We start from the raw sequence: 17,247 nt of genomic DNA, 5'->3' as shown, positions 1-17,247 counted from the left end.
TCTAATTGTGGATTTATAACTTAACCTGAATGGTCGTGCCATTGGTCACTGTTTTTCTGAATAAATTTTTACCCTGAGAATCTTTGATGATTACCTGAACCTTGCCTTTCTTTCGAATAACCTCAACATCAAATTGTTGACCGAACCCGTGCATTTTTCGAATATTCATATAATCCCACTCAGCTGGCAACTGAGGGGTAATGGTAAACGCGTTAAAACCAGTTGGACGAATGCCAAATAATCCTTCGATATATACCCGGCAGTACAAGGCGCTCTCAGCCGATAAATGACGTTGGTTATTTTCCGGGTAAGCCTCAACCGGATAGGGAACACGATCGCCCAGCAAGCGGCGGTTAGAGTAATATTTCAGAAACTCTAGCCCGCGTTTGGTTTCACCGGCTGCAAATACCCCTCTTAAACCATACAAAGTAGAACGATCCCAAAAGGTTGTATCTCCAGCTTCTGTGGCTAAACCGTCAGCTGTCCATAGGTCAGGTGAGAAAAGGGCATCGATGGTGGCCGCTTTGCGTTCATAAATACCAACTGTTAAAGGGATGCATATCCAGGCTCTAAGGATATCATTCCCTTCGTAATACCTGTATGTGTCAAAGCCCATTACATTGGCCCCGAAATATTGTTCAATATTTTTCCTTAAGGTTGAAGCCTGTATGGCATAATTGTCGGCTAGTTCATTGCCTAAACCTAACTCGTTGCACAAAAAAGAGGCAGACTGCAAGGCATCGTAATACAATGAAGAGGTGCATAAGTTAGCATCCCCTGCTGGGAAACGCCCTTCCAGCTCATCTGAATCAGACGACACAACGCCGTGTTCGTTGATCTTACGACGGCTAAACTCAAGGCACCATTCGATCAATGGCCACAGCTCCTGAGCAATTTTTTTGTCACCATATGTGAGTGCAAAACGCGCAGCACCATAGGCAATCATGGCAGCGTCTCCCCTATCTCCTGCTCCATTCCAATAGCTAATGCCTTCGGCAATTATAGATGATGGGATGGGTTCATACACATCATTCATAAAGCGGGCAAAGTGACGGAAGGCGTTAATGGCCGATTCATTACCATAATCATAACCCTGGAACGGGAAGAAAGGATTGATATATTCTGCCTGGTCATTGGCCCAGATAGCCGCATAATAGTTCAATCCACCAGGACCATGCATTGGCCCGCCTTTGGTTTGATAAATACTTTCATTGGCTCTTATTTTAGCAAATGCAAAAGCTGTATTTAAAGTCTTATCGGGTGTTTCCAATATCAGGTTGTCCCACAATTGGCCAACAAAAGAGGCTCTTTTAGCTAATTCCTCTTCAACGTCTATGTCAGCCGCCTTTTCATTCAAACGATGTGCCGATATAGTGGTGTAAAAAACGATAGAGTCACCGGCAGCAATCTTTTTTGAACCACCATTAATGGTTTGATATGTCACAAAGTGTGGCCCATCCACAGTCCGTTCAGCATGTGCAAGCCACTGTTTATTGGTTTCCGGAATTTCTACAAAAACAGCTTTATCACCAGGATTACGAAGCACGTATTTCTCACAAAAAACAGGCTGGTCGTATGAGGTGAAATGAGTACTCTCCAACTCCAGTTTTAAGACAGGCCTGGTTCTGAAATAGCTAAACTGCAACTCTCTTCGTACGGACAGCGTACCATCGTGCTGCACTTCATGCACCAACTCCTTTGTTGGTCTGCGCCCCTCGATGTGAAGCCCTTTAATAACATCATCATTAATGGTACGCAGCAAACCACCTCTGGTTTGATTAGGAATGATGCGTAACATCGGCCACACTATTTCGCGGCCAATGCTGAAACTGTTATCAGCATTAACGCCGTATTTTACCACGGCAGAAATAAACTTACCACTCATCTCGATATCATCGAGGTGGGGTAAAACAGCGCCATTGACAGACCAGCTGATGCTGCCATCTTTGTTTATTTCCCAAATATTAACATTGTCTTGCCCATTTATCTGGAGAGAAATTAGAAACAAGACTATTAGGAAGATATTTTTCATGTGTTTATATTTTGTTCTTTATTGCCACATGGAACTCGCCAAAATTAATCATGCTCCTGCGTGAGAAGCAATTCTCATGGCTCGTTTCATATGAATAGGATTTATGCTTTAAATCAAACTTGTAGCGAACAGTAAAATCAATAATGACATGTATAAGTTACCACTATTATTTAGTTTTCAGAACCCCTAAGAATTGCGACCCATCCACCACCAGGTGCCATTTTCACTTCAATGGTTTCATCACTTGAAATGGTTCTAATCGTTTTTTTATAGTCGTTACCATTTCGGTCGGCATTAACACCATCCGCATATTCTTCCAGGGTAAATGTGCCAGTGCTTATCTTTGACAGGTCAATGGTCACATCCCGCTTGTTCCAATCAGTCATGGCAGCCAGGTACCAGTCGTTTCCGTGTTTACGAGCAATCACAATATACTCCCCAACCTTGGCATCCAGCACCACTGTTTCGTCCCACTCAACAGGCACCGCTGAAAGAAATGCCAGGCATTCGGTTTCTTTAATATAGGCAGTTGGCGAATCAGCCAGCATTTGTAAAGGGCTTTCAAATACCACATACATAGCCAATTGATGCGCTCTTGTACCCAGTCCCATCGGGCGGTTAAAAATTGGTTTAAAGTTTTTCTTTTGTGCTGTATTCATAGCGCCGGGCGTATAATCAGCCGGGCCGGCCAGCATCCGGATAAACGGAAAGGTTACATCATACTCTGGATCAGAATAATCAGCCCACTTACAGTTCTCCAGTCCGGCAACACCCTCATAAGTCATGATATTAGGATAAGTACGACGGATACCTGTTGGTTTAAAAGCCCCATGAAAATCGACCATTAATTGCTTACATGCACAGGTTTCAGCCACTCTTTCATACAAACGCACCATGTACTGATCATCGCGGTTCATAAAGTCCATTTTGATACCAACCACTCCCCACTCAACAAATCTATCGGTCAGGGCCTCCATATCAGCATCGAAAGTGCTCCATTCTACCCAAAGGATCAACCCTACCTCTTTTTCAAGGGCGTAAGCTGTCAATTCATCCATGCGCATATCTTCATTCAGCTCCCAGATATCATAAGTATTTGACCAGCCTTCATCCAGCACCACATACTCAATATTATTATCGGCCGCAAAATCGATGTAATATTTATAAGTCTCATAGTTTAAACCGGCACGGAAATCCACATTATAAATGTTGTTGGCATTGTACCAGTCCCAGGCAATCTTACCACTTTTAATCCATGAAGGATCCTTGATTTTAGAAGGCTCTCCCAAGCGATAGACAATCTCTGTATTTAGCAAGTCACCATCATTATCGACAATGGTTACAACGCGCCATGGGAAACTGCGTGTACCTGTTGTTCTTGCCAGGTAATCTGCTCGTTTAATGTCTTCTTTCTTCACTAGCCTGTCGCCTTTTAAAATATAGGGCGCATATTTACCTTTTAAGGTATTATTGCTGTTACCGCTTAAAAACATGCCAGGGTAATCTCTTAAATCAGCCTCTGTAATGGCCACCTTTGGTCCTTTATCCACATCCACCAAGGCAGGTGTGATACACATCCTTTCGCCAGAGATACTATCTAGTGGCAGGTACTTGTAGGTGTGTTGAAAAGCGGTAATGTATCCTTTTGTTTCAGGGAAATACACCATCTGATTAGTAGCAAACGTAAAATTCGCTTCTTCGTTATAAACCGTGATATCCCCTTTCCGTTTGCTTATCCAGCGATAGGCCATACCATCGTCAAATACCCTGAAGGCCAGCTGGTAATCGTCCTTGAAACTTAGGATTAATTCATTGTAATGATTCTTTACCTCGGCACGCTTTTCTTTAACAACGGGCTTAAGCACCTCATTAACTGTTGTTGTTTTACTCCCCATCAATTTAGGTCTATGTCCGAGCACATCACCAAACCCCAGATCCATAGATATAGCAGATGGAGCAATCAGTTTCTGACCCTTATAATCAACCGAATAGGCAATCTCTTCCCCGATACTAATCGTTACTTTAATCTTTTGATCAGGCGAAGATACCTGGCTCTCTTTTGCATTACTATTTGTTACTACTGTGCTTATAAAGACCAACAGTAACGTTATATTTTTAAGATTCATTGCGCTTATCTATCGTTTAAAATGTTCTTCACAAAGCGATTCCGGAGCGATTTGTTGAAATCTCACTGAATAGTTCAACAGGCAAACGCTTGCGATATGTTATTGATTTTTAGTGTACCTGAGCTTCTGCAGTGATGGATAAGCCAGCCTCCGCATCCACTTGGACAAAACTAACTTTCGACCCATTAATAGTCTTTTGTTCTGCATGCATTACTATTTCATTCACAAGAATAGTATTATATGTTCCATAAAAACATACCTCCCAGTTTAATGATTGTGCAGATTTGTTTGTTAATACTGATTTTTGAACACCGACATGTTCCAGGTCAATACAATAGTCTCCAAATCGAACATTATTTACTTTGATAGTATTAATATCCTTGGGTAATCTTGAAACCGTATTTACCTGACCTGCAATCGCATTAGGTTCAATTCCCATCATCCCTTCCACTACTTGTGAAACGATGGTATATGAAATTTCAGGATAATCACCATTGGTGCCCTGAGAAGGACGCTCGTGCGGAAGATCTTTAACGGACAAAATATATTTCATCCATTTCCAGCCCTCATCATTCCTGTTGTAATGGAAATACATATCAGGCAAATAGGTATAGGCTTCGATATTGTGAGGAGCAGTAGGCGTTGTTCCAATCCCATTGCCAAGATTATCAGCAATAAACTCCAGGTAGTTATCATTTCTCTGACCCGGCTCTGTAATTAATTTCAAAGGCATAAACCACGAGTTCTCTTTGCCAAAACCGGTTAATTTCACCCCTTCTTTATTTAATCCGCGTGCATATGTACTATCGTCTGTGACGCTCCAGTCATTATTAAAATAGTCTTTTAGTGCAGCTGATTTATCATACCATAGCTGAGCTTTACCTGCTTCACCACGGGCCATCAACATATGCGCATAGGCCAGGGTTGCCTGGTATTGACACGCAATGCCATCGCCTGCTTCAATCGGGTACTCGCCCCGTTCATTATAGGTGCAGCTACCTGCCCATATACCACCTTTACCTTCGGCAACACCGTTGTTATTGGGATCATGTAAGGCAATAAAGTCCGTTAAGGTTCGGGTATAGAAATTCCATAGTACAGAATCCCTAATATAACGTTTATCTCCACTCCAGAGGTATTGCTTATAAGCCTTTTCTATCAGCTCAAACTGAGCAGGCAATTCCTTCACAAACTTGTTTTCGCTTCTGTAATCAATGTGGTGTGGCGTTCCATCAAAATTAAACGCCCACAGTGTCCACCAATCTCTTGCTTCGGTGGAGTTAGCTGCAAACGTGTTAAACATGGTGTAATTTTCGTCCCATAAGCCAACAATTTGAGCGCCAACGGCCTGATGAACAAAGTCTCTGCTATAAAAAGCCGTGCGATCATAATACCCGGCCCAATAGGATGGAATATAATCAGCAGTACCTGTTCCTTCAGGTGTACGTTCATCCTTATTTACTAATCCGTTTTTTCCAGTCATCACAAACTGACTGGTTTTATCAACAGCCCAGTTGAATCCTTCTTGTAAAATAGCATTGTCAGATTGAAGCGACAGGTCCCCTGTTGCATAGGTTATCTTTTGCTTCGAATCACTTTGGCGATATCTGCAACCTGTAATAATTATAAGTGCCAAAAGGCCAATCAATTGTATTTTCATTTTTGAAGCTATTTAGCCGTAATGAGTTGATTACGATAAGTATTTATTTTCTCATTACATCTTAACGGCATAGTATTCAACAGACCTTAACTTTATAAAGTGTAAGGCATCCCGGAGAATCTCCGGGATACACTTACTTTGGTTCCTATTTACCAATTAGGGTTTTGTGATAAACCCGACACATCAATCTCGGCCTGAGGAATAGGCCACCAATAATGCTTGGCAGGGTTGAAGTTGCGATTACCGCCTGACAAAGTCACCTCATTGCCAGTATCAGGATCGGTGTAGGTTAAGCCTTCAGCCTCGCCCGGCATCACCTGTTCTGCTATTTCCCAGCGACGGATATCATATAAGCGAATGCCTTCGAAAGCCAATTCAACACGACGCTCACGGCGTACAATCTCGCGCAACTGATCAACTGACTTACCAGTTGCAACAGCTGGCATCATCACATCAGCACGTTGTCGTACTTCATTAATGGCATCATACACCGACTGATCAATATCGCCTGCTTCAATCTTAGCTTCCGCATACATTAATAACACCTCGGCATAACGCATGATGATGAAGTGAATACCACTATCCCAGTAGTTGGCATCATTAATGTCTTGCTGTGAAATATATTTCAACCAGTTGTAACCTGTTGCCGTTTTATTCCACTGTCCGCCTGTGCCATCAGTTAAATCGTCGCCCGGGATAATTGAACCCGGATAGCTGGCTCCTGGTATGGTATTGTACACACCTCCCTGCCATTCACGACCAGGGTAAAGAATGGAGTGATGCAGACGTGGATCGCGATTAGCATAAGGTTGTGCAGGATCATAAACAGAAGTAGGATCATCAATGGTTTTACCGTCAATAGTTTCATAAGTATCCACCAATGACTGTAAGGGACATGAACAGCTCCATCCACCAACAGAGTTTGGTCCGTAGTTAGGTAACCAGAACTCACCTTCCCACACATCCTTCATCACCTGAATATCAAATATCACTTCCTGGTTATCAACGCCCTGATAGTCGAACATGTTGGCATATTGCGGATAAAGTGAATATACATCCAAATCCATCACAGCTTTGGCCGCCGCAGCCGCTTGTGTCCATTCTTCACGATAGAGGTGAATGCGGGCTTTAAGCGTTAAGGCAGTACCTTTGGTAACACGGCCCTTATTGTCAGCATCATATGATTTTGGCAGATGATCGGTTACAGCTTCCAAGTCAGCTATCAAGGCATCCATAACAGCATCCTTATCGGTACGCGTACATTTAGGATTAGGTATTAAACCGCCATTCTCACCAACAATTGGTTCACAATCATCGGGCAAAATGCTGGAAGTTATAAATGGCACATCGCCAAACAAATACACTAAATCAAAATAGAAATAAGCTCTTAAAACGGTCGCTTCGGCCACCAAACGGTTGCGGTAATCAAGGTTCATATCCTCAACATTAGGTGCACCTTCGAGTATGCGGTTAGCTCGTTGAATACCACGGTAGCGTTCTTGCCAGCGGTATTGCACATACCCGTCATAAGCATTTGCCGTTCCATTACCCAATTCATAGCAAGCATTCCAGGAGTGGTGATCCACTGCATTATCCGTTAATACTTCAATGCGCAACAAGTCTGTACCACTACCATAGGAGCGATTCCAGCTATTGAAGCCAATAAGGTCGTACACAGCATTGAGTGCATACACAATGTCCTTTTCCTGTTGAAAGAATGTTGCCGACGAAACCTGATCACTTGGGGTTCTCTCTAAAAACTCGTCGCTACAATTAGTCGCTCCCATGATCAGCACCAGAGCGAAAAAATATATTTTAAATGTCTTCATTTTTCTCATTTTAATACCATTAGAATGTTACTTGCATACCCACCAGGTAAGTTGATACAGGCGGATAATAAGATGGACGACCATCATAGGTTTCAGGATCCAATCCACTTTCAACATCAGTAATTGTAAACAAGTTAGTACCACCCACATATAAGCGAAGGCGTTCGATTTGAATGCGATCCAGTACATTGCTGTTAAATGAATAACCAATCTGCAGGTTCTTTAAACGCAGATAAGAGGCATCTCTTAACCAGAAATCGTTGTACAGGTAATTGTTCTTATTGGAAGCATCTTCCAATCGTGGGAAGGATGCATTAGGATTATCAGGTGTCCAGCGATCCAAAGCTCTTGTTGTGGTAAAGATCTCGAAGTTTGGTCCTTCGTTTGGAGCTCCATAGAAATAGTTCTCGGCTTGAGCCACACCTTGTAACAAGGCAGTCAGGTCAAAACCTTTATAGCGCATGTTCAAGTCAATACTATAGGTATAGCGCGGAATATCAGAACCGATGATGGTTCTGTCTTCATCGTCAATAATTCCATCACCAGAGATATCAACCAGTTTAATATCACCAGGCTTTAAATCAGCGTGGTTCGGTTGCTCGGGTGCGTCATCAATTTCCTGCTGCGACTGAAACAAGCCATCAGACTTATAACCGTAGAGTGCCCATACCGGCTCACCTTCTTTTAATATATTCCAGCCACTGATGGTGGCTTCCTGGCCAGCCAGACTTACCACCTCATTTTTGATATCTGAGATATTGAATCCTACACCATATTCAAAATCACCAATGCGATTTTGGTGTGTTACCGAAATCTCCCAACCAATGTTACGTATGTTACCTACGTTGGATTCAGCTGGTGCCAGACCTACCATGGTTGAAATAGGTAAAGTCATCAATACATCATGTGTATCTTTCTTAAACCAATCGGCTACAAGACCTAATTTGCCCTGCCACAAGGTTAAATCAAAACCAATATCAAGAATCTCAGTGGTTTCCCATGTAACATCTTCATTGGCAAAGTACCACTGTGAGTAGCCACTGGCCTCCTTGTCGTTAAACGAATAATCGTATCCGGCAAATACGGGCGATGTGAATCGGTAGTAGCCAATATCCTGGTTACCCAGTTCACCCCATGATGCTCTCAGTTTCAGGTTATCGATAAACTCTGTACCTGCCAAAAAGTCTTCCTCAGAGATACGCCATCCGGCTGAAAATGATGGGAAGAAGCCCCACTTGTTGCCTTTGGCAAAACGTGATGAACCATCATAACGGACGTTGGCCTCCAATAGATACTTCTGATTGTAATCGTAGTTTAAGCGTCCAAAGTAGGATAATAAGGCCCAATCTTCGCGGTATCCCTTGTTATCTTTTGTTTCGGCATCACCCGTGTTTAGTTCTGCATAATCAGGACTGTAGATATTCTTACGTGCCCCTTCCAAAAGATAGGCGTTGTGCTCAATCGCTTCGAAACCTGCCAATGCCGATAAGTTGTGGCTATTCAGCTTTTTGTTGTAGTTCAGCATGGTTTTAAAGTAGGTTTCCTTCTCCATCCAGCGATTATCAAACAACTCACTTGGGTACCACTGTGTTACAACCCGATCTTCCTCAAACGGATCATAGAACTTATGCTCGGCATAGAAAGTATGCGATCGTGTGCTCAATGACTTATAGGATAAATCGGAAGTCCACTTTAAATCATTTAAAATAAAATAGTCAAATCCACCTTTCATATTGAGCAACTCGCTTTCTGATTCGGCCATTCCACCTACCTCCAATGCAGCTAATGGGCTCTTGTTGTCTTTATTCAAGCCATATAAGCCGTTAGGATATTTCGATAAAAATACCGGTGAAGTCCCAACAATATTAGAAATCGCATCTCCAATTCGCGATGGTTTTTCGTTATCACGACGGTTGAAGCTGATGTCTGTCCGGATATTCAGTCGATCATTAACAATAAAGTCAGTATTTAGTCTTAAGCCATAACGCTTTGTATTGATATTCTTCAACATACCATCCTGATCGAGGTAGTTGACAGAAAGTGATAAACGCGCTTTATCGGTACCGCCACTCACCCTTAAGGAATGATTTTGCATTGGAGCTGTTTCATACAATTCCTCAAACAGATTAGTATATGGGTAGTTGATAGGATCAGTACCAGAAACTGTTTTATCAATGTAATCCTGCGAATATTTAGGTTGTAATCCGGCATTAACTTTTGCCTCGTTCACCAGCATCAGGTAATCAGCAGCGCTTACCAACTCAGGAAGCGTAGCAGGTGTTTGCCAGCCCATATGTCCATCGTAGTTCACAACAAAATTACCTTCCTTACCACGTTTGGTGGTTATCAGGATAACCCCATTGGCTGCACGAGAACCATAGATTGAGCTGGAAGCCGCATCCTTCAATACCGATACACTCTCGATATCTGCAGGATTCACTTCTTTAATGGGCATCTCAATACCATCTACCAGTACTAAAGGATCACTGCCGGCAGATAAAGATGTATTGCCTCGTATTTTAATACTTACCTCTTCGGAACCAGGAACACCACCACGGTCAATAACCGTTACCCCTGTTGCCGCACCTTGTAATGCCAGGCGGGTATCAGTAACAGTTCGTTTAGCTAATTCATCACCTTTAACGGCCGATACCGCCCCAGTCAGGTTAGCCTTACGCTGTGTGCCGTAACCCACTACCACCACTTCGTTCAGGTCGGTTACTTCCTCAACCAATGCCACATCAATAGTGGTACGGTTACCAATGGCAATTTCCTGCTCCTGAAATCCGATAAAAGAAAATGTTAGAACAGCATCGGCTGATGAAACATTGATGGTATAATCGCCATCAATACCTGTTATTACTCCATTAGTTGTATTGGTTTTTTCAAACACATTTACACCCGGCAGAGGCTCTCCATTAACATCTGTTACTTTTCCTTTAACAACAATCTGTTGTTGCCCGGCTTCCTGATTAAGCGTTTGTTGAGGAACAATGACAATATTATCATCAATCATGCGATAGGTTAAACCGGTTTTGGCCAACACAGCATCCATGATCTCACCAATGGTTGATGATTGGGCATTGATGTCTACTTTCGCACCTTTAGGTATCATCTCCGACTGGAAATAGATATCGATTCCTGCATTGTTTTGAATCGATTTCAAGGCTTCCTCAATCGTTGCATCCTTCAGCTTCAGCGTAATACTGGATTTACTCTGCGAGTAGGTACTTGCCGTAAGCTGCATAAACGATACTATTAGCAATAGCATGCTTAGTTTCATAACCCTGACGAATTTTGTTGTAGTCCTCTCCTTAAAGAGGAAACAACAGTTCCACTTTTTTTTCATAAATTTGAAATGTTAAATTACTATTATTGATGTCCTGCAAGACATCGTTATCGAATCGGGAAATGTTGGTAGCATTTCCCGATTTTTTATTTATCTCATTCGCTTAATTGTTACTTGTTGACCATTGATTGTGTATTCAATAGGCAGCATCACTTTCATTAACTCCAGCGTTTCCTCCAATGAGGCCGATCGCTTTATAACGCCGTTAAAATGTTGTCCGGCAAAGTCAGCCGGTTGCCAGTTAACTGTTACGCCATACCACTTTTCGATGACAGCAACAATCTCCTTCAAACCAGCATCCTCATATAAATACCGACCCAGTGCCCATTGTTTCACCGAATGAATATCCACCGTATTCTGCTCAATATTCCCCAGTCGGGTATCATACACCACTTGCATGCCTGGTTTTAGTGTGATATGATGTTCTTCCATCTCCCATCTAACGATGCCCTCCTCGAGCGTGGTAATCATCTTATCTTCTGCAGTATAGGCCCTAATGTTAAAGACAGTTCCCAACACTTTTACTTCTTGCTTACCGGATTTGACAGAAAACACCAGTTCTTTGTTTTTACTAACATCGAAGTAACCCTCACCGCTAAGCTCCACGCTGCGATTGTCAGTTCCAAAATTTAGAGGCACACTCAAACTTGAGCCTTCGTTCAAAACAACGGTTGAACCATCAGCCAGGGTAACATTGGTTATTTGCCCTTCGGGTGCCGTGAACACATGTGCGCCACTTAGCAATGCATTGTTATCTGAGCCTTTTTCAATCAGCTGACCAACAAAAAAGGCGATGACCACAGCAGCTGCGATACCTGCTATACCTACCAATCGCATAAAACCAGTTCTTCCGGCAGAACGAACTGGTAATCGCTTCCACTCTCTTTTCACATCATACTGGTGAACATCGCTTGTAAGGCCAGTATAATCCCAGATATCTTTCAACTGTATATACTGATGAAACAGCTCTTTGTCAAGCTTGAGTTGATGTGTAACTTTGTCCATCTCATCAGCCGGGAGCTCTCTTTTTATATATTGTATCAATACATCTTCACTCATCTCCATTACTTCTGTTTTTATAGTATGTTCCGGTAATTGCGATTTACCCTACCTCTAAATGTGATTTTTTTTGAAACTGAGGTTTATCCTTTGTTTTACTTGTGGATTACGTATATTTGAAGCGATTAGGGAATCCATGAATCCATCTGAAAAAATCATATTACAAGCCATTAAAAATGGCGAGGTGACTATCTACAAGGAGTTATTCTCCAAATATTCGAAGTCACTTTTTTACTATGCCTGCAAATTCATTGATGAGGATGAAGCGCGGGATATAGTACAGGATGTTTTTATGGCCATCTGGACACAACGCAGTAGTTTGGAGATTAACACATCACTCAACAGTTACCTGTTTGGCATTACCCGCAATAAGTGCCTCAAACATTTGCAAAGAAAAGAACGAACAACGGATAGTGACCAGCTATCGATAAAAGAAGTTCAGCATTACGAAATGCAAAACGATGCCATCAGCAGTTTAATTGAAAAAGAATTAAATGACAAATACGAGGCTGCACTTCAACAACTTCCGCCAAAATGCCTCGAGGTATTTTTGATGAGTAGACGAATGGACCTTAAGAACAAGGAAATTGCGGCTCAACTTGATATCAGTGAAAAGGCTGTAGAAAAACACATTAGCAAGGCCCTCAGGCACCTGCGTAAAGAATTGAAGGACTACCTGCCATTATTGTATTACCTGGGGCAGTTTTGGGGATAAAAAATCCCCGCCAAAGCCATTGACGAGGATAATCACATACAAACTTACTATCAAAATCTTAGCGAACAATTATTTCTATCGGATTCACCATTGCATTAGCTTGTTGAGTCAGGTATTGTTCCCACGCATCATTGCCACTAAACTGCTTACTGGCACTCCAGTTGAACCCGGCATAAAACGCCGCTTTACCATCTATCACCTTTAGGTGCATCAGGGCATGACTTTCATCTTTCGCATCAGACTCAATGATGGATGTACCTGCCAAATAACCTGGCTGTGCAATAATAGCACTGCTAAGCATCTCCCCTTTATGAGGAGTGTGATAATTGATCCAGCCAGCTGATTCATTGGTACTAACCAAGCCTTCTTTGTCGTGCAGCGTCAGTCCAACTGTCAGTGTATCTGCACCTTCAACCTCAATTATATATTTGGTAAAGTTACGGCCCAATGCAATACTCACATACTTGGTTTCTTTAATCAACTGGTCTTTGGCGGTATAAGCCTCATACTCCAACACAAAATCACTCTGTACAGGTCCATTGTTAAGCACCTTGTAGCTCGTGAAATTTTTAGACGCATACAGTTGTCCGTCAATCATAACGCCTGTTCCACCGCATCCACGACTGGGCCCTACATGGTAGTTATCAAGTCCTTCCCCATGGTCGATATGGTAATAGCCTGGCTCATCCACATTGCCCTGATACCACTTGTTAATAATGGAATAATCCACTTTTTTTAGCCAGCAATCGATACCACTTGACAAGGTTCCTCCCGGCTCACCAGCTTCCGCCATACGCTGAGCTTCTGGCCCATAGGTACGAAAAGCCACCCGGTCATTCTCCCATGCAAAATCATCAGTACGCTCAGGAGCAAAGCGGGCGAATGTTTTGATACTATCATCAGTAACTGTTTGTCTTTCGATAGAAATAACAAACTGCTTTGAGGCATTGGCCGGTAAATTGGCCATGAAGATTAATTCATCAGCAACACCATCATCATCACTATCAACCAACTGACTCTTAATAACCTGATTAGAACCCTCTTCCTTCACAGAAAACTCATCACCATCCAGTTTATTATTGACCAGGCTAACAGTCACCATTTCATTGTTTCGCTCAAAATCAGAGGGATTGCTGACAGTTACCTTTAACTGCTGACGGCTGCAGCTGCTCATAACAAGCAGCACAACAACCGACAGAACTAAAACAATTTGCTTCATAGCTATTCCTCAATATCGTTTTCGCCTTTCACATAGCCAAAGTTAGCCAGGATACCACCATCAACGTACAAGATATGTCCGTTAACAAATTCACTGGCTTTGGACGCTAAGAAAAGGGCTGCGTTACCAATATCTTCGGGCTCACCCCAACGGGCTGCCGGGGTACGCATCATTACCAGGTCATTAAACGGATGACCGTCTTCGCGAATTGGAGCCGTTTGCGAGGTTGCAATATAACCAGGGCCGATACCATTAATTTGAACCCCGTACTTAGCCCATTCACAGCACATATTGGCTGTCAACAGCTTTAAGCCACCTTTAGCCGAAGCGTAGGCCGATACCGAGTTACGTCCGTACACGCTCATCATGGAGCACATATTGATAATTTTTCCGGCACGCTTTTTAATCATACCAGGTGCTACGCGCTTGGCCACAATCAATGGTGCTACCAAATCCACATCAATCACCTGCTTGTAATCTTCAACAGGCATATCCAGTATTGGAACACGCTTGATAATACCAGCGTTGTTTACCAGTATATCTACCCCTCCAAGATCGGCTTCGATTTGGGAAATGGCGGTATCAACGGCTGCTTCATCGGTCACATTAAAAACCAAGGTATAAACATCGATACCTTCTTTAGCATATTCTGCTTTACACGCTGCCAGTTTTTCTTCCGATAAATCGTTGACACAAACTTTTGCACCCGCTTTACCAAGCACTTTACCAATGGCCATTCCAATGCCATGTGTACCACCTGTAATCAGAGCTACTTTACCTTCCAGATTAAATAATTCTTGTATCATTATTCCCTATTTTCTTTTCTTAATAATTGTCATCAATTCAATTCCTGCTTATCGCAGTTCATCTGGCTGAATATGGTCCATATCGGTATAGTCCAGGTTTTCGCCTCCCATACCCCAGATAAACGAATAATTGCTGGTTCCCACACCCGAGTGGATACCCCACTCTGGAGAGAACACCGCCTGCTCGTTGTGCATAAAAAGGTGACGTGTTTCCTGGGGCTCACCCATCAAATGACACACGGCCTGCCCTTGTGGCACTTCAAAATAGAAGTATGCCTCCATGCGGCGATCATGCGTATGGCTTGGCATGGTGTTCCACACCGAGCCTTCGTGCAACTCCGTCAGCCCCATCACCAATTGGCACGATTCTACAATACCCGGAACGATTAACTGGTAAATGGTGCGCTCATTACTGGTGGCCTGCGACCCAAGGTTTAGAATATTGGCTTTTTCCTTATTCACAATTGTAGTTGGATACTCTTTGTGCGCAGGTGTAGAGCTTAAGTAAAATTTAGCCGGATTGTTTTTATCAACACTTGAGAAAACAATCTCCTTGCTGCCACGGCCAATATAAATCGCTTCCTTAGCTGTTAGGGGATACTCTTTTCCATCCACCTTCACCACACCATCACCGGCAATATTGATAACACCCAATTCGCGGCGTTCGCAAAAGTACTCCGACTTAATGGCATCAATGGTTTCCATCACCAAAGCCTGCTCCACCGGAAAAGCGCCACCTAAAATATAACGCTCATACTGTGAATAGCTCAGGTTAATTTCGTCTTTTACAAAAAGTGTCTCAACCAAAAACTCTTTTCTTAATCTCTCTGTATCGTATTGTTTCACGTCACCCGGATGACAGGCCCTGCGACGATCGTAATTCACTGTTGTCATATTTTCTATATTTATACTTATTCTTTTACTTCATTCAGGTTTTCGTCCAATGGGGTCATGTTTGGCATTAACAAGTGTACCAATCCAAGGATAAACAGATAGGCGAATCCAGCAATCATAAATGCCCAGAAATACCCGGTATTACCAGCCGTGTCAAGTACTGTACCCAACAGTTTATCCCCAACAATACCAGCCACTGCTCCAATCATACCCCCAATGCCAGTTACTGAAGCTACTGCTTTTTTAGGAAAGACATCAGAAACAAGGGTGAAAATATTGGCCGACCAGGCCTGATGACCTGCAGCGCCAATACCAATTAACACCACTGCCAGCCATTTACTATCCGTAATAGCCACGTAGCTTACAGGCAGAATGATTAGCGCACAAAGCAACAATGTCATCTTACGCGCTTTATTGGTTGTCCAGCCTTTATTCATAAAAGCTCCTGATAACCAACCTCCGAAGATACTGCCACCATCGGCCAGAAGGTACATAATCAGGAAAGGTATACCGATGTTCTTAATGTTCACATCAAAAGTATCGGCCAGGAACTTAGCTCCCCAGAACAGATAAAACCACCAGACGGCATCGGTAATTTTAGCTGTTGCAAAAGCCCAGGTCTGACGCTTTGGCAACACTTTTCTCCAGGCTATCTTCTCATCTGATTCGGCCGTAGTATCGGCGTTAATATATGCCAGCTCTTCCTTAGTCACATTCGGATGATCTTCAGGTTTTTTATACATCCGATGCCATAAAATAATCCAGATAAAACTCAGAACACCTGTAAAAAGGAATGGGATTTGCCAGTTTTGGCCAGTGTATTCGTCCACTATCCATCCAACAATAAATGGTGCCATAATGGCACCAATGCTGGTGGCAGCATTGAATAAGCCTGTTGCAAATGCACGTTCTTTCTTAGGAAACCATTCAGCAACTGTTTTTTGAGCGGCCGGAAAATGTCCTGATTCACCAAAGCCTAATCCGAAACGGGCAGCCGCAAAACCAATAACACTAAAAGCCGGTCGAACAGCAGCATGCAGCATACCAAACAAACTCCAGATACCAATTGCCAATGTATAACCCTTTTTGGTTCCTAAGCGGTCGATGATCCCTCCCATGGTAAGCATACCAATTGCATAGGCTACTTTAAAGGCAATCATAATGTTGGCGTAATCGGTGTTACTCCAATGGAACATTTTTTCCAGGGTTGGAGCCATTACCCCAATAATGCTTCGGTCGAAATAGTTAATGGTTGTAGCATACACCAGCATGGCCAGTATACGATATCTATACTTCGACACCTGTGTTGTTGATTTTGTCATGATAAAATATCTTAGTTTCTGATTTGTTCGATGGTATGTATCAATAAGGCTACCTTTTGCTCAAGCGCTTTCCAATCCTTCGCTTCCATAATGGATTTCGGAAACAGGTTGGATCCCATACCTACACAAGTTACGCCGGCTGCAAACCATTCTGATAAGTTCTCCTTCTCACAGGTAACGCCACCTGTTGGCATGACATCGGTCCAAGGCATGGGGGCTTTAACGGCCTTTACAAA

General features: G+C 42.8%; 11 protein-coding genes and 1 pseudogene. 1 reads left to right on the top strand and 11 read right to left on the bottom strand.

Annotated elements, in window-relative coordinates; genetic code table 11:
• Positions 1-13: 13 nt before the first annotated feature.
• The 6 genes from KDU71_RS03905 to KDU71_RS03880 all read right to left on the bottom strand — a co-directional run bounded on the left by KDU71_RS03905 (position 14) and on the right by KDU71_RS03880 (position 12,061).
• A complete protein-coding gene (locus KDU71_RS03905; protein WP_212188600.1) occupies positions 14-2,032 on the bottom strand; it encodes a glucosidase family protein in 2,019 nt (672 codons plus the stop codon).
• Positions 2,033-2,202: 170 nt separating this feature from the next.
• On the bottom strand, positions 2,203-4,158 hold the full coding sequence (locus KDU71_RS03900) for a glycoside hydrolase family 97 protein (protein WP_212188599.1): 1,956 nt from the start codon (positions 4,156-4,158) through the stop codon (positions 2,203-2,205).
• Between the two features lie 109 nt (positions 4,159-4,267).
• Entirely contained in the window at positions 4,268-5,818 is a 1,551-nt protein-coding gene (locus tag KDU71_RS03895) for a hypothetical protein (RefSeq protein ID WP_212188598.1), read from the bottom strand.
• Positions 5,819-5,967: 149 nt separating this feature from the next.
• Positions 5,968-7,647, bottom strand: coding sequence for a RagB/SusD family nutrient uptake outer membrane protein (locus tag KDU71_RS03890; RefSeq protein WP_212188597.1), 1,680 nt, complete (start codon positions 7,645-7,647; stop codon positions 5,968-5,970).
• A 19-nt stretch (positions 7,648-7,666) separates the two neighbouring features.
• Positions 7,667-10,930: a TonB-dependent receptor gene (locus KDU71_RS03885; RefSeq protein WP_212188596.1), complete on the bottom strand. Its 3,264-nt coding sequence runs from the start codon at positions 10,928-10,930 to the stop codon at positions 7,667-7,669.
• Positions 10,931-11,086: 156 nt separating this feature from the next.
• Positions 11,087-12,061 (bottom strand): FecR family protein, encoded by a 975-nt coding sequence (locus tag KDU71_RS03880; RefSeq protein WP_212188595.1) that lies wholly within the window; start codon positions 12,059-12,061, stop codon positions 11,087-11,089.
• Positions 12,062-12,191: 130 nt separating this feature from the next.
• Here KDU71_RS03880 and KDU71_RS03875 point away from each other — a divergent pair, with 130 nt between their 5' ends.
• The gene (locus KDU71_RS03875; RefSeq protein ID WP_212188594.1) at positions 12,192-12,770 is read left to right on the top strand and encodes an RNA polymerase sigma-70 factor; all 579 of its coding nucleotides are present in this window, start codon (positions 12,192-12,194) and stop codon (positions 12,768-12,770) included.
• A 58-nt stretch (positions 12,771-12,828) separates the two neighbouring features.
• On the opposite strand, the gene KDU71_RS03870 is transcribed toward KDU71_RS03875, so the two are convergent.
• The 5 genes and pseudogenes from KDU71_RS03870 to KDU71_RS03850 form a co-directional block, all read right to left on the bottom strand.
• Positions 12,829-13,989, bottom strand: a complete 1,161-nt coding sequence (locus KDU71_RS03870; protein WP_212188593.1) for a DUF4861 family protein — start codon at positions 13,987-13,989, stop codon at positions 12,829-12,831.
• A 2-nt stretch (positions 13,990-13,991) separates the two neighbouring features.
• A complete protein-coding gene (locus KDU71_RS03865; protein ID WP_212188592.1) occupies positions 13,992-14,795 on the bottom strand; it encodes a gluconate 5-dehydrogenase in 804 nt (267 codons plus the stop codon).
• A gap of 48 nt (positions 14,796-14,843) precedes the next feature.
• Complete coding sequence (gene kduI, locus KDU71_RS03860; protein WP_244828168.1) at positions 14,844-15,689, bottom strand: 5-dehydro-4-deoxy-D-glucuronate isomerase; 846 nt, start codon at positions 15,687-15,689, stop codon at positions 14,844-14,846.
• 17 nt (positions 15,690-15,706) lie between these two features.
• Positions 15,707-17,011: an MFS transporter gene (locus tag KDU71_RS03855; protein WP_212188591.1), complete on the bottom strand. Its 1,305-nt coding sequence runs from the start codon at positions 17,009-17,011 to the stop codon at positions 15,707-15,709.
• Between the two features lie 11 nt (positions 17,012-17,022).
• A pseudogene (locus KDU71_RS03850) lies at positions 17,023-17,247 on the bottom strand (bifunctional 4-hydroxy-2-oxoglutarate aldolase/2-dehydro-3-deoxy-phosphogluconate aldolase); the annotation flags it as partial.

This window comes from Carboxylicivirga sediminis, assembly GCF_018156225.1.
Lineage (GTDB): Bacteria > Bacteroidota > Bacteroidia > Bacteroidales > Marinilabiliaceae > Carboxylicivirga > Carboxylicivirga sediminis.
This window is presented reverse-complemented; position numbering and strand designations above follow the sequence as displayed.